13 protein-coding genes are annotated in these 15,769 nt (G+C 38.8%); 12 read left to right on the top strand and 1 reads right to left on the bottom strand.

The genetic code is table 11. The features are described from left to right. Positions 1–361 precede the first annotated feature (361 nt). Positions 362–2,404: a peptidyl-prolyl cis-trans isomerase gene (locus tag ABFC98_01150; GenBank protein MEN6444633.1), complete on the bottom strand. Its 2,043-nt coding sequence runs from the start codon at positions 2,402–2,404 to the stop codon at positions 362–364. Positions 2,405–2,853: 449 nt separating this feature from the next. Between ABFC98_01150 and ABFC98_01145 the strand changes: the two genes are divergently transcribed. From ABFC98_01145 to ABFC98_01090, 12 genes are all read left to right on the top strand, one after another. Then, positions 2,854–3,291, top strand: coding sequence for a prepilin-type N-terminal cleavage/methylation domain-containing protein (locus tag ABFC98_01145; GenBank protein MEN6444632.1), 438 nt, complete (start codon positions 2,854–2,856; stop codon positions 3,289–3,291). 19 nt (positions 3,292–3,310) lie between these two features. Continuing rightward, a complete protein-coding gene (locus ABFC98_01140) occupies positions 3,311–4,366 on the top strand; it encodes a type IV pilus twitching motility protein PilT (protein ID MEN6444631.1) in 1,056 nt (351 codons plus the stop codon). 2 nt (positions 4,367–4,368) lie between these two features. Beyond that, complete coding sequence (locus ABFC98_01135) at positions 4,369–4,845, top strand: hypothetical protein (GenBank protein MEN6444630.1); 477 nt, start codon at positions 4,369–4,371, stop codon at positions 4,843–4,845. An 8-nt stretch (positions 4,846–4,853) separates the two neighbouring features. Beyond that, complete coding sequence (locus ABFC98_01130) at positions 4,854–5,498, top strand: prepilin-type N-terminal cleavage/methylation domain-containing protein (protein ID MEN6444629.1); 645 nt, start codon at positions 4,854–4,856, stop codon at positions 5,496–5,498. A 17-nt stretch (positions 5,499–5,515) separates the two neighbouring features. Further along, positions 5,516–7,462, top strand: coding sequence for a hypothetical protein (locus ABFC98_01125; GenBank protein MEN6444628.1), 1,947 nt, complete (start codon positions 5,516–5,518; stop codon positions 7,460–7,462). A 39-nt stretch (positions 7,463–7,501) separates the two neighbouring features. Then, on the top strand, positions 7,502–8,572 hold the full coding sequence (gene pilM / locus ABFC98_01120; protein ID MEN6444627.1) for a type IV pilus assembly protein PilM: 1,071 nt from the start codon (positions 7,502–7,504) through the stop codon (positions 8,570–8,572). Positions 8,573–8,587: 15 nt separating this feature from the next. Further along, positions 8,588–9,181 (top strand): hypothetical protein, encoded by a 594-nt coding sequence (locus ABFC98_01115; protein ID MEN6444626.1) that lies wholly within the window; start codon positions 8,588–8,590, stop codon positions 9,179–9,181. Continuing rightward, complete coding sequence (pilO, locus tag ABFC98_01110) at positions 9,178–9,729, top strand: type 4a pilus biogenesis protein PilO (protein ID MEN6444625.1); 552 nt, start codon at positions 9,178–9,180, stop codon at positions 9,727–9,729. Before ABFC98_01115 ends, pilO begins: the two co-directional genes overlap by 4 nt. A gap of 1 nt (position 9,730) precedes the next feature. Next, positions 9,731–10,273 (top strand): hypothetical protein, encoded by a 543-nt coding sequence (locus tag ABFC98_01105; protein MEN6444624.1) that lies wholly within the window; start codon positions 9,731–9,733, stop codon positions 10,271–10,273. Positions 10,274–10,299: 26 nt separating this feature from the next. Then, positions 10,300–11,718 carry a secretin N-terminal domain-containing protein gene (locus ABFC98_01100; GenBank protein MEN6444623.1) on the top strand — a complete coding sequence of 473 codons (1,419 nt, stop codon included), beginning with the start codon at positions 10,300–10,302 and terminating at the stop codon, positions 11,716–11,718. Beyond that, positions 11,715–13,967 (top strand): hypothetical protein, encoded by a 2,253-nt coding sequence (locus tag ABFC98_01095; GenBank protein MEN6444622.1) that lies wholly within the window; start codon positions 11,715–11,717, stop codon positions 13,965–13,967. The genes ABFC98_01100 and ABFC98_01095 overlap by 4 nt, the downstream gene beginning before the upstream one ends. 88 nt (positions 13,968–14,055) lie before the next feature. After that, positions 14,056–15,765: an ATPase, T2SS/T4P/T4SS family gene (locus ABFC98_01090; protein ID MEN6444621.1), complete on the top strand. Its 1,710-nt coding sequence runs from the start codon at positions 14,056–14,058 to the stop codon at positions 15,763–15,765. Positions 15,766–15,769 lie beyond the last annotated feature (4 nt).

Raw genomic sequence — 15,769 nt, 5'->3', positions numbered from 1 at the left:
TTTGCCGTGAAATACGCCCAATCCAAGACACTATGCCCAATTCTCGCTTAATTACCTGTGATAGAGTTACCGTGCCGCTGCTTGGCATTTTCCCCATTAGCCCCACCACAACCCCACGATAGGTATGTAGGCAAGCTACAGTAAATTTGCAGCCAATGGGTGGAAACAAAATTCTCTCTTGTCTGGGTAATTTCTCTGCAATAATAAAAAAATTGTAAGCAAGAAAGCCCTTTAGAGGTAGGGGCTTCTCACTTACAACTTCTCTTATTGCAGGCACAATAAGCTCTAAAACCACCGCTCACATAGGTTTAGAAACTATGTAAACATACGGTTGAGCTTAGCCGGAAAGCATATCTAATGGTTATTTTTCTTCTTGCGGCTCAAAATCTTCTGGAACTTTGCCTTCTAAACTATCAATCATAAACTGAGCCGATTCATTTAAATCGCCGGTAGGATATTTCTGCAAAAAATCTTTGAAAAGCTGCAGAGCCAGGTCTGTTTGTTTCATTTCTTCGGCAATGAGAAATGCTTTCATAAAAGATGCTTTATAATCATCGGTCTTATTATTATAATACTTTATAATTTGGTCATAATAAGTAATGGCATCTTTGAAATTGCGTTGTCTGGCTGCATTATCAGCTTGATCGAATAGTTCTTCCGCACTCATTGTAAGAGTGAGACGCTCAGGGTATTTTTTCAGATGAAATTCCTTAAATAATGAATCGGTGACTTCCCCTTGTTTCGTTTTACTTTTCTCGGATTTAATCAGTCCATAAATACGAGGTCCCGCTTCCTGTTTACTTTTATAGACCTTGGGGGTTTCCTTGATGGTGCGGAAAAAGACAATATCTCCTCTGGCAGATTTAAAAACGGGGCTAAGATAACCAACGGGATTATTCCAAACCATATTGGAGAAATCAGCATCCTGTCCAATACCGGTAATGATGCCGTTTTTATATTGATAATCCAAAATGGCGTTAGCCGGCTTGAGGGAATATTTCTTGATTAAATCCTGCATTGCCTTTTCATTATTTTTCTTATATGCCTTTTTGTATTTTTTCCATACCTTGTCCGCTACTTTTTTATTATCAAAAAAGAGAACTTCAAGGGTGCGATATTCGGGAGTGGCATATTGTTCTTTATCTTGTTCATAGCGTTGGGCAATCTCGTCGTCACTAACTTCGATAGCGTCGGCAACAAGTTTTTCAAATGCCCCGCGCAAAATATAAGAGCGCTTTGCTTGAATGAAATCAGCATTATCCGCAAAATATTTTTCATAGCCCAAAGATTTTGCTTCAATGAACATAAGGTCTTGCATCAGTTCCTGAGAAATGAGTAAATTGATGCCTCCCCCCTTAGTTACGAACATCTGTTCTTGAGGAGAAAGTTTGTCGTATATCTGTAGTAATTGTTTCACGGTAATTTGTAAATCGGGTCGCGCGGCATTTACTACTATTTTATCCATTAAGGCATTATTGTTGTTGCGCTTTTCAGGTGCTAAAACGATGGCATTTACGGTAGTGGTGTCGATGACAACCGCATATTTCGCTTTCAAATTTTCCGTTATGGAATTTAACAATTCCTTCTCTTTCAGGGGACGCAAACGCTGTTCAATTTCAGGTTTTACTTCTGTAAAATCTTTTTGATATCCTTCCACCCTATCCACAATGCGGAAAATATGCCAACCATTTGTTGTATTGATGGGACCGATAAAAGAAAGAGTATCCACTGTAGCGTTGCGAATTAAATTTTCCAATTCTGCATCATTACCGACGCCAGGAATATTTCCATTCAAACGAATGTTCTTAATTCTGCCTTTCAAACCCTTGGCATAAGTATTTTGGTTGTATTTATCTGAAATCGCGGCAAAAGAAGCGCCCTTTTTAAGTTCCGCTAATGCCTTGCGTGCTTCCGTTTCATTTTCAGCTTGAATATAATCAATAGTAATATTGGGATTTTGATAAAATTGCGCCAAATTCTGATCGTAATAGGCACGCAGGTCTTCATCCGTAAGAACAATTAAATCAGATACATTGCGTTTATAATATTCCTGCACATAAAAACGCTTTTCAATGCCGGCAATGCGTTCCAAAACAGTAGGATCATTTTCCAAACCCATTTGCTGAGCTTTCTTGAAAAATACCTCTTCCATTGCCATTGCATTCAAGACCTCTGTCTGACCTTCAACTGTTTTATACCTTGCTTGATATTGTGGAGGTAAACTGGATATTTTGTCATTTAAATCTTTGCGGGTGATAACTCCCCCGTCATATTCGGCAAGAATGTCGGAATCATTAATACGCCTGTCACTATTGACAGAAACAGGTACATTTTCAGCTGCTAATAACAGAAAACTACTTATTAGCAATAACAGCCCAAGGCAAAAATGTAAAGGATGGGACATTTTATGCTCCTTAATTCTGAACTTGTGATTTTGATTAAAAGACAAAAAAATGAAACTGGTGATTAGGTCAAGTGATTTATCGTTTACATACGGCGCTGACGCTACAGTGAGAAAAAATTACTGATAGGATAACTAATCCTCCCGGTATAAATAAGGCATTGAATTAACCCAAATGCACTTTATTACATTGTGTATTAAGTAACAATCTGGAAATTTCAAATTATAATGCAAGTATGATGGTGGACTAAGAAGAAAACCCAAACTATTTTATCAATAGCCCTGCATTTTTATAACTGCATAAGTATCTACAAGTTACGGAGAGTTTTCGCTATTCATTATGCGTTTTTATTCTCCCCAAACTCGATTATTTTTATTTTTAGCTGAGATTTTGGCACGCATTGTGCATATATAATCAAATAAAAAAATCAATCCTGTAGGAGGATACAAAAATGCTCAGGAAACTGAAAAACCAAAAGGGTTTTACCCTGATTGAAATCTTAGTGGTGGTTATTATTGTAGCCATTCTGGCGGCTTTAGCCGTTCCTCGTTATTTACGATATGTGGAAAAATCTCGTAGCACGGAAGCTCAAACTGCTATAAACACTATTCGCAAGACCTACGATATTTATATGCAAACCAATGGAACAACTGAAGGATTCACGATTGAGCTGGCTCTGAAAGAAGCTAATCTGGGTGAAAGCACTATTAAAAATTGGAAATTTGAAGTTGTCGGTAATCCCCCCAAGAAGTATATTGCCACTTCTACTCAGGACTTTGCAGGCGGTGAAGGAAAGCAGGTTTGGTATGATGTTGAAGATGCCAAATTCCATGGTTATGGTATAGATACATGGACTAATCCAGACACCGGAGGAATGGAGACCGACTAATTATCGGGAGGATATTAAATTGACAATTCATGAATTATTACGCTTTACAGCAGAAGCTGGAGCATCAGATCTTCATATTGCCTCTGGCGCACATCCTATGGTGCGTGTTAATGGCCGTATGAAAAAATTAAATCTTCCCATCCAAAGCCCGGAAGAGGTAGAAACCCTTGTTTATGGAGTGATGAATGAATCACAACAAGCACTCTTTAAAAAGAATTTGGAGATTGACTTTTCTACAAAACTAAGTAACGATGTCCGATTCAGGGTTAATGCTTTCCATCAAATTAATGGTGTATCCTGTGCCTTTCGTGTAATTCCAAACGAAATTAAAACTTACGATGAATTGCACCTGCCCGATATTCTAAAACGGTTAACAATGAAGGAAAAAGGGCTTATTTTGGTTACGGGACCTACGGGCAGCGGAAAATCTACAACTTTGGCTACGATGATTGATTCCATTAACGACAGCCGTAATTGCCATATTATAACCGTTGAAGACCCGATTGAATTTGTGCATCGCAGTAAAAACAGTTTAATAAATCAGCGCGAACTGGGACATGATACTTGGAGCTTTACTGCTGCTTTGCGTAGTGCTCTGCGTGAAGATCCGGATGTAATTTTGGTTGGTGAAATGCGTGATTTGGAAACGGTGTCTTTGGCGTTGACAGCTGCCGAAACAGGTCATCTGGTTTTTGCCACATTGCATACTGGAAGTTGTACGAAATCCATTGACCGTATCATAGATATGTTTCCTAAAGAACAACAACAACAGGTTCGGTCTATGCTTTCTGAATCGCTCGAAGCGGTTATCGCTCAAACTCTTTTACCTACAAAAGATGGTAAAGGTCGTGTTCCTTCCGTGGAAATAATGATAGCTAACGCTGCAGTTCGCAATTTGATTCGAGAAGAAAAGACCTATCAGATTCCCTCCGTTATTCAAGCAAGTACAAAGGAAGGTATGCAAACCAGAGATCAGTCCTTGTATAACTTGGTAATGAACAATTTGATCGAACGGACAATTGCGGAAGAATTTGCTGATAATCCTAAACAATTTGCTACCGGAGCAGGTTTTTAGGAATGAAGAAAGATATTCATACCCTACCTGAGGACAAAAAAACGAAAAGGACAAAACCTTTATTCAGCGTTCTGCGTTCTCAGGAAGGGTATAGTTTGGCTGAACTTCTGATTGTGGCAATCGTTATAGCGGTTATGGTTCTTACTATCTATATAGGAATAGAATTCGCTGAGAAACAAATTACGCGTGACTACAGACAAAGAATAGCTACTTTTATATTGACGGGAGAGCTGGAAAAGCAATATACACTCTATATGAAAGAAGGTACTTTCCATACCTTCAAAGATGTTCCTGTAATAATAGATCAGACAAAAGAGATGACAATAACTGGTAGAATGTATGTGACTGCCCAAAAGGAAGAAGAGTATTATTTGAATAATACTTATGGATTTTATTATGTAATCGGAGAAGTCCGTTGGGTGGATCCAGTTACCGAGAAAGAACATTATGTGCGTATGCGCGAAGATTTTTATAATTAGAGTATAATATGAAATGCTCTTTACTCAATGAAAAAGGGTTTACCCTCTTTGAAACGATAGCTGTTATCGTTATTTCCACTATATTGATGGTAGTGGCAACAATGGGAATAGGTATATTTTTCCGAAAATATCAAGAACTGAACGCTTATGTAGATTTACAAAAAGATTCAGCTGCCTTCCTAAATATACTGAAATACGGTTATCATATTGGATCTCGTTCATCAGATATTGAATTTGAAGGAGTTACAAGTGCCAAGCAACTCACTTTAATAAATATGACTACAATTCCAGGAGTGAGCAAAGGTATTCAAATTACTCCGCCTCTTACCAATCAATATCCGGATGATTATGTAAAGTACTATTTGCATGATGGTGTAATCAAAATGGATTACAGGCACCATGGTACAGATTCTCCTTCCGCCATAACTATCTTTCCCCAAGCGGGTTCGAAAGATAAAGTAATTATTGAAGATTTTTTAATTAGTGATGCTAATGCCAATAATGCAATTTTTCAATATATGACAAATGAGAATCTCTGTGTAATCAATGTTGAGCTTAAAACTAAGGTGCAAATTCGGGAGAATGAGTTCCGAAGTGTCCATTTTAAAACTACGATGGCTATGAAAAATATGGAAAGGCCGTCGTCGCCGTAAACCCAAGGAGGTTAATTATGAAGAACATCCTTAAAAATCAAAGCGGTAATGTCGCCATTGCTATGTTACTTGTGGTTATTGGTGCTATGAGCGGACTTACTATGTCCAGCTTGGCTATGCGAGATGTTATAGCTACTAATTCTGAACTGGAAGATGTTCAGAGCACTCATTTATTAAGATCTGAAGCAGGTAGAGGCCAGGCATATCTGGAAGTAGCAGCAAAAAGAGATCCTGAAATTATGGGTGGAATTAGAACTCCCGTAAGGAAGGTTTCCGTCAGTGGCAGCCATTACCTAAAAACATACACTATGCAATCAGTTGCCAAAAAGGTCTATAAGGAATCTGAGGAAAATGTTGTAGAAGTAGGGGGCGTTATGCAAGGCAGTTTTACAGGCGAAAGCTCTACTTATTATCAAATAAGTTCTTTAGTTGAAGGAAGAACAGGTTCCTCGGATGTTTATTATGGAAGAAAAAACTTATCTCTTACTCGCAAATATGGTGAACTTTCCTTAGTCCAAGATACAGGGCCTGTATTTATGTATTTTACTGATAGTGATTTATCACCCAATGACACTAATGTATATTTCTATGGCTATGATGTTATAAACGGACCAGTTCACAGTAATACCGATATCCAGATCAAACAGGCAGGAGGCGGTAATAATAATGGATGGCCTACCTTTTTGGCAATCGTAACTACATCAGGTGAAGTTGTTTCAACTCCTGCCACATATCCCCGCGACACCATATTTAGAGGTGGACTAATTGAACATTACGATGAATATGATTTCCCTGAAAATATGGTTGAAATTAGGTCTCTTGGAGATAGAGTTGGATCAGCATGGGGTGAAGATCAAATCTTGATGCTCACTTTAGATGGATATCAGGCAGACGGGTGGCAGGGTCAAATCATTCCCTCTCGGAAACAATTGCCTATGTATCCTACTTACCCTATGGGCTATCCGTATGCTCCCGGTTCGGAAACTACGATAAACTATTTCCCTGTTGCAGATACAATCTGGTCACCATATTCAACCAGCGCTCGTAACGGAGGAGCTTATTATGCAGAATGCAAGCTTTGGATAGGAGGAACTATTTCTGGCTTTCAAACTTGGGCTTCTACTGATACAATGTGGTTAGTTGATGATTTACTCTATCAGCATACGAGCATAGGAGATTCTCCGCTTGATAACGATTATGATATGTTAGGATTAGTTTCCGAAAAATCCATTATTATAAAATATGCTTACAGGGGACAGGCAGATTCAGTTCGTTACCATACTAATATGGGAGCCGATTCTGCTGTAGATAATGGAATCTGGATTTACGCCGCTATGGCAGCTTTAGGACGAGGAACAAATTGCCATGAAGACGGTGTTTTTACTTTTGAATATCAGCATCCGCATGGTTCTATCCCGGCAGTAAAATTTAATCCTGCTAATGATACTCCCGATGCCGGTATGATATTGTTTGATTGGATTGATATCCATCGAAACTATTGGCCTCAATCCTCATCCCATCCTTGGCCCGGCTGGCTTGATTTTCCGTGGTATAATCCTATTTGGCCTGAACTTCATCCCTATTGTGAGAGAGGAACCATTAATATCTGGGGTGGAGTTAATCAACGCCGGCGTGGTTTTGTGCACCGAAATTATTACGATAACGAATATCCTTCCGGAGGTGCATGGAATCCTCCCATAGATTATTGCGGAAATAGCAGTTCGCCTACAATAGTTACTAATGTCCAATTATACCAAAATCCTAATGTAGTAGTAACTTTAAATACCAGACATTATGACGGAGCTGCTGGTACGGGAGTTGGGTATAAGAAAAATTACAACTATGATACTCGAATGTATAACAGAAAACCACCTTGTTGGCCATATTTCAAGCGGCAAGGAGAACGTCTTCCTTTAGCGCAAGGAAGCTGGTTTTTGAAAAAGCCGCCTCGAAACTTAATATAGAATACTATTGTGAAATAATATGATAAATAAAGAGGAAGAATGAAGAAGAAAAAACAAGTTCGATTTAAAGAAACTGTGGGTATAGATATTGGAACTCACAGTATTAAAATTGTTCACTTGAAAAAATTGCACGAAGGGTTCAAGCTCTTGAATTATGAAATAAGCCCTACTGTTCCAACGGGAACTGAATATATTCCCAGTGACTTACGGCCGGATAGGTATGGACCCGTGCTAAGTGAAATGCTGAATACGCTAAAAATAAGCCCGAAGCATATAAAGCATTTAGTTACATCCATTGGGGGAGATAACACAAGCATCAAACAGATTAAAACCATCTTTCTTCCTGATGAAGAACTGGAATCGGCTCTCTTCTTTGAAGCAAAGAAACATATTCCTATCAGTGGAACAGATATGATTTTGGATTATCAGGTTATTAATCTGGAAGAAAAGACCAATAATATGAACATTCTCTTGGCTGCCACTTCCAAAGAGGTATTGAATGAGCACACCAATGTTCTAATGAATGTTGGTTTATCACCAAACATAATAGATATCGATTCTTTGGCAATTGCTAACAGTTTCATCTTGAATACTTTCGTGGAAGAAGGGGTTTACATATTATTGAATTTGGGAGCGCATAGAACGAATATGGTTATCTGGGGACCTCAAGCCAAAATGTTTGCCCGTGATATACCTTTCGGGGGATACAATTTTACGCGTGATATAATGCGAAAACGCCAAATGGAATGGGACCAAGCAGAGCGGCATAAACTGGAATTTGGTTTGGAAGATAATCCTGATGCTAATAATGTTCAAACCGTTAGTATGCTTGATATATCGGAAAAATCCACGGAAGAAAATATTGTGGAAGAAGTTCGTCGCTCCTTGCGTTTCTATGTTAAAGAAGCAGGAAATAGTGATTTTCGTAAGATCTATCTTATGGGTGGAACTGCCAAACTGAAGGGATTACGAGAATTTGTCGAAGAGAAAGTAGCAATTCCAACAGAAATCTTTATGCCTTTTATTAATGTGGAAATGCCTGAAAAATTCCAAGATAAAAAAGACCCGCAACTTGCTTTAGCCATCGGCTTGGCAATGCGACTGGAATAGGGGAGGATTTCGCTGATGGAAAATACATTTTATTTCAAAATAAACCTTAATAAATTCGGAGAAATGCGTCTGCAAGCAGAGCGTGAGAAGAAGGTTTTTATCAATTCGATAGTTACCTATACGCTGATATTGATCATTATGCTTGCAGCTTGGTTTTATATTAATGGAATGGTAAAGGTTAGAGTAGAAAACCGCCAAAAATATTTGAACGAGTTACAAAAAGAACTGGCAAGTTATGAGACAAGCAAGGACTTTTTATCCAGCAAAGACCTGGATAAACTCGCCCAAACATTTAACAACAGAATCTTCTGGGCAAAGAAAATGATAGCCCTAAGTAACGCGATAGATCAAAAGCTGGCAATTCGCAAATTTTCTTATGCCAACGGAATTCTTACTTTAAATGGCATTACCGAAGTGGACAAAAATGTGAGAGAATTAGATTTAATCCAGTCCTTCATAGATCGTTTAAAAGCTAATCAAGAAATTAGTAATGATTTCCCCAGGATCAAATCAGGTTCCATAACAAAACAAATCGTAAAAGATACTGCTATCTTGGAATTCGTGATTGAATGTTACAGCAGAGAAGCAAATGAGGGAGGAGCAAGATGAGGAATAAATACCTGATCTTCGTTCTGTGCATTTTGCTGATTACGATCCTGTTCTTTGTGTTTACTATCAACAATGTAAATGCAAATCGCTCCAAAATTAAGGAATTGGATAGTAAAATCAAAACAGCTCAGGAACAATTGAACAGCGCTCGCATAATGAATCAACAGCTTAGCCAGTTTTCTATGATAATAGACAACAGCTTAACCAGGGAACCGAGTTTTAGTTTTGACGAGATCAATGCTTTTAAAACCACAATCGGTAAGATGGCTGATCAAAGAAATATCGCCATAAATAAACTTTCAGACAGCAACAAATTTACTCTTCAAGGTCTGGTAGAAACTACTTATACTATGGAACTGGAAGCAAGTTATGTTCAAATTGGACAGTTTATCTCCGACCTGGAATCAATGGATAATATTATCAAAATTCATTCTTTGGATATAAGCCCATTGGCAGCTTCTGAAAAAGATGTAGCTGCTGAAAATGGACCCAATCGTTACAGGGTTTCTTTGGAGCTTTCTGTATTCAAAGTGAAGAGGGAGGCATAAGATGCAGCTGAGATTTATTAAAGACCTGGCAATAGCCCTAATCGTGATCTCTCTCTTTGCAATGGGAATTCATCTTTTAAGCTTATACAGCACATTGAATAAGATACCAGAAAAGTCAATACATACAAAAGAATCCGTTTCCGATACACTGCTCGTAAAAATTAAATCCATTGAGAATTCCATTCAAGACAGAAAAATGTTTGTCTTCAATTCCAATAAAGATCCCTTACGGCAGGGTAATATCATTAAGGATAAAGTGGACAGAGAAAAAGAATATGAAAATATGCTGAAGAATACATTTCGCTTAGCTACTACCGCGAGAGATGAGAATGGTAATAAAATTGCCTATATAGAATATCAGGGTAAATTGTATGAAGCCCATGTAGGCGATTATGTTGAAGGACGCCATATCTTGGATATACAGGATAGAAATATCCGTTACAGTTATAATGGCACTATTAATACTACTGAATTAGCACCCCGTCCCCCCAAACCAGTTGAACAGACAACAACTTTCGGGGCTGGTACAAGTGGGAATTGGTAATATATATAATGATACTGGGAGTAAATATGAAACACATTAAACATTTCAAAAGTCAATATGTAATTATCCTTATGATTGCTTTTCTTGCCTGTGTATCTGTTTTAAGCGCACAGATCAAGAGAGACCCCATATTGGATACAAAAGTGACTTTTAACGCTGATGATGCAACTCTTTCTTCGGTATTCAAGGCACTCTCCAACCTGAGCAAAACTAATATTGTTCTGGCAATTGAACAAACAGGAACGGCAGAGAAGGATGAAAAAAGAGTTACCATTAACATCAAAGAAGTTCCTATCGAAACGGCTGTCGCTTTGGTTGCAAGTTCTGCAGGCCTTTCCTATCGTGTTGTTGGTTCCAATACTTTTTTAGTGGGACAAAAACAAAACATTATGGAAGAAATTGGTGAACGGAGTGATATAATCTATTTAAACAATCTGGACGCCAAGAAAGTTAGTGATGCCTTACAGAATACAACCGGAAAGATTACGCCTTTAGAAGGGCAGAATGCCATAATGGTTTACGGTAATTCTGATACTTTTAAAGAAGTAGAACAGCTTGTAAAATCAATAGACACACAACAACAGCAAGTAGAAATCAGAGTCCGCTTAATTGAAGTTCATCTCAATGAAGCTCAACAAATAGGGGTTGACTGGAGTAAATTAGATCATTTAACCACTATTTTAGCCGAGGACCCCGTAAATCAGTACGGAACTGGCTTACCTTATAACTACTCTGATGAAACTGGTTATTTACCTCATGGTAATCCAACGGATTTTGGAGTTGTTCCCGATGAACAATACTTCCAAAGAATTAATGGTTTAGATGATATCGGACATTTCAGCCGCCAGTTGACTGCTTTTGATGTAACTATTGATTGGCTGCTGGAAAATAATGCCGCTCAATTACTTACTGATACGAGAGTAACAGCATTAAGCGGTGAACAGGCAACTATGCATATTGGAGAAGTTGTTCCTTTTGTAGTTACCGATAACGAAAATCAACTTCAGGTAGAACGTTCGGAAACAGGTATCATCCTGAATGTTACTCCCAAAGTTAATAAAGATGGTAACATCACTATGAACATCAATCCGGAAGTAAGTTCAGTTACAGAGCTTGTAGGTGGATATGTCCCTCGGACTAAGGTTCGCAGAGTATCTTCCACAGTTACGGTACCAAATGAACATAAGATCATTGTGGGTGGATTGTTAAATTCCAACATCTCTCAGAAAATCAACAAGTTACCGCTTTTAGGTGATCTGCCTCTTATTGGAAAAGTATTCCAGCATCGCTATGAAACAGTGGAAAATACTGACTTGATTATAGAAATTACCCCCCGACTTGTCTCTATGCAAGAAATCAGTCCAACCCCTAAAGTGGACAAAAGGTTAACTCGTACTTTAATTCAGTACGAAGACGAAGCACAAGAAGAGGAGAAACAAGAATGAAGAATAATAGCTCTCTAATGTCTATTCTCACCTTACTAATGATCATTTTAATCGGTTTCAGCGCCAGCTGCGATAAAAGGAATCCACCTCCAGTTTTAGCACCGGAAGTAATTCCTCCCTCTCCTTCTGAGGAAAGACATATAACCAGAGTTACTGCCAATCCTACAGTTATCTATGCCGATAATAATATTACCTATTCTATTATCTCCGTAGAAGTGAAAGATGGAGAAGGTTTCGGCGTTTCTAACCAGATGATTAAATTCAAGACCAATCTGGGTAGGGTTTTAACCGATGTAGCTACAGATAGCAGCGGTGTCGCCAAAACTACTTTTTATGATGATCTGGATGTAGGGATGGCAACCATTTCAGCAATTGTCCGAAACTACAATACAGAGGGAGATTCACTAATCTGGCAGGATTCCACTTCCATCAATATAGAAATCAGACCCATTCCCCCTATAGAAACGGTAAATTTACGCCTTCCCAGCTTAGTTCAACCCTTCCCTATGATAGTAATGCAATCCATTAATGTAATGGCTTTCCCCGTCAATGAGGAAGGTGATCAGGTTCCAGACAATACAATGGTTACTTTCGCCTGCACTAAGGGTCGTTTTGTAGATAGCCAAGATAATGAAATAGGAGCGAGCGTAGTTGTTGCTACTGTAAATGGGCGAGCATCAATACGATATAACTCTTGGACAGATGCCACAACTGCTTCGGATTCAGAAAACGCTGTTATATCGGCAACTATAGGAGGTGTATCTGAGTCCAAAGAGGTTGAAATTAGACCCGGACGACCGGCAAATATTGATTTGAAAACATATGTTCAAGTTAATAATGAACTTATTCACGCAGATACAAGTTCGGTTAATAGTCCTAATTGGATTTTTGCACGAGCTACTTTAACTGATATTTACAGTAATGCTTGTGCTTCTCAGCCGGTCAAATTCTCTACTGATTTAGGTTCATTCTTGAATACAACTCAAACAGTGACTCAGAATACACAAACAGATGGTGTTGCTTCAGTAAGATTTACACCTGGCTTATCAGCAGGTGCCGCTACAATTAAAGCAACCGCTAATAGTGATACTTTACAGGTAATTACGATCTTTATGATTACTTCCAGTGAATTATATTCCTTGGATTTTACTCAAACGGAGCAAATAAATCTGAATGTTGCCAATACAGGCGGTTTACAATCAGCCATATTAAGGGTGAAATTAAGGGATATTAATGGTAATTTGATTGATGTCCCCCAGAAGGTCTATTTCAGGATATCCAATACAAATGCTCCCGAAGGTGCCAATCTTAATGGGTATCCGCAACAGGATTCCGTGGAGGTTATTTCCAATGGAGGCGAAGCACAGGTCTCCATAAATAGCGGAATAGATTCCGGTATTGTTACAATTCGAGCTTCTTGGGTAAGCAGCGATCATAATCGGTATATCTATTCTCTAAAATCAAATATTGTCATTCACGCAGGTCCACCAGTTTTGGGGGGAATTATTTCCTTCGTCAGCGGATTTGATTCCGGAGATGATTACGGGGGTGGTTTATGGCGTGTTCAATGCGGAGCCATCGTGAAAGATAGATATAATAACCCCGTTGATTATAGAACTTCCGTCTGGTTCTCCATTGTAAATAATCCTGGGTGTCAAATTATAGCACAGTCCTATGTAGGCAATGTTAATGCCGATGGTGATTCCACAGAAGGTGTAGCATATACTTACATAACTTACCCTGGAACTATGACTTATGATATTATAACCATCAGAGCCAATTGTGGAGAAGATCCCGATGGTAATGCTGTTTTTGGAGATACAGATTGTATCCTTCCGTTAAACGCACCGGAAGCTATGATAGAAGCCCAACCGCGCGTTTTGATGTTCGATGCTGGACAGACGAGCTACGAATATACCAATGTATATTTCTATGTTACGGATGGACAGGGTAGCCCTGTTCATAATGCTAAGGTTATGCTCCTGCCAACTGATGGAGGACATTGTATTCAAAATCCAAATGGGTTATATGATCCCAGTTTACCGGTTAACGAATGGTGGTTACTACTAACTAATGATGATGGATGTGCACTGGGTAGAGTTGCCTATAAAGCAGATGAATGCAATCCTCCGGCTCAGGGTGTTCCCGTTCCTACCCCTAAAGGAATCAGAGGAACATTACTGGAGGCATTACTGAACAGGGAAGTATCTGTTACTTTGATACTCTACCCTGGACAAGCGCCTTGGTAAAAATATAATAATGAAATCTGGTTAGCGGGTTGGATTTTCCAACCCGCTGATTAAAAAATATGTTTTATAGTCAAAGAAGGATAAAGTAATGGTTTATAATCCCCAATTTGCCCGTCTGGGAGAAATCCTTGTTCACGAGGCATATTTAACAGAAGATCAAGTAAAAGAGGCATTGGTAAAGCAAAGTAATTTCGGTTTGAAAATTGGTGAGACCCTAATCAAGCTTGGGTATATAACCGAAAATGAACTACTTACTGCCTTACATCAGCAACTGGGATACGAGATTGCACAAGATAAGGAGCTGATGGACCTTGATATAGAAATTGTAAGTTTAATTCCGGAGCTATATGCAACCGAAAATAGAGTAATAGCTTTACGTGAAGAAGGCGATGGTATCGTTGTTGCAATGGCTGATCCGGAAAATTTGAATGTTCTGGATAGTTTACAAAAGCTTTTAGGTAAACGAGTTAAGCCAATTCTCATCAGTGAATCAAGTTTGCACGATGCCATAGAGAAATATTATAAAAGTATTCGCACAACTTCTCAAGTGGAAGATGCAGTAGGCGGTTTTGAATTTGTAGCCGTTGATGATGAGGAGAACGAAATTACAATCGCGGCAGCTACAGAAGATGTAGATGCGCCGGTAGTAAAACTGATCAATCTTATTATCAACGAAGCAATTAAAGCAGGAGCTACCGACATTCATATTGAACCGTTATTAAAAGTATCACGCATTCGTTTCAGAGTAGATGGTGCTTTACGAGAAGTTATGACTCCACCCATTGGTATGCATGCCAGTTTAATATCCCTCGTAAAAGTGATGAGTAAATTAAACATAGCAGAACGCAGATTACCTCAGGATGGTCACATTGCTTTAAAGACAACGCTAAAAAGCGTGGATGTGCGTGTTTCAATTACGCCTACGGTCTTGGGTGAAAAAGTTGTGATGCGTCTTTTGGATAAAGGCGAATTCGGGTTCAAACTAACTACTTTGGGTTTTGAAGCCGAAGATATGGTTATTTTCAAAAAGGTCATTCGCAGACCTTATGGAATAATTATTGTTTCTGGACCAACCGGAAGCGGAAAATCCACTACTTTGCACGCTTCCTTAAAAGAGATTCAAGATATAGAATCCAATATCATAACGGTGGAAGACCCGGTTGAATATCGTTTGGAAGGTGTTACCCAAATTGAAACAAAAGAACAAATAGGGCTAACTTTCGGTTCTGCTTTGCGTTCGGTCTTGCGTCAAGACCCCGATATTGTCCTCATCGGAGAAATTCGTGATGAAGAAACGGCAGATATAGCCATCAAATTTTCTCTAACCGGTCATTTGGTTTTTACCACACTGCATGCCAATGATGCACCGGCTACTATTACGCGTTTGATAGATATCGGCATCAAACCCTATCTGGTTGGTTCTTCATTATCATTAGTGATGGCTCAGCGTTTAGTGCGCAAAATATGCAAACACTGCATCAAGGATTATACTCCTTCTGAACAAGAAATCAAGGATGCTGGCTTAACCCCTGAAGAAGCTTCTAAAATCAATTTCAAGATTGGCGCGGGTTGTGTCCATTGTGATAATACCGGCTTTTCTGGCAGAGAAGGAATATTTGAGCTACTTACGATAAATCCGGAAGTCCGCAAGATTATCTATGAAGGCGGCAATCAAGATTTAATCAGAGAAGCAGCTTTAAGAAACGGGATGCGCACTTTGCATGATGCAGCTATCAACAAAATGAAGAAAGGGATAACTACTATCCGTGAAGTCATCAAAATGACCGTAGTTGAATAATTTT

This window comes from Candidatus Cloacimonas sp. (genome assembly GCA_039680785.1).
Taxonomy (GTDB): Bacteria; Cloacimonadota; Cloacimonadia; order Cloacimonadales; family Cloacimonadaceae; genus Cloacimonas.
This window is presented reverse-complemented; position numbering and strand designations above follow the sequence as displayed.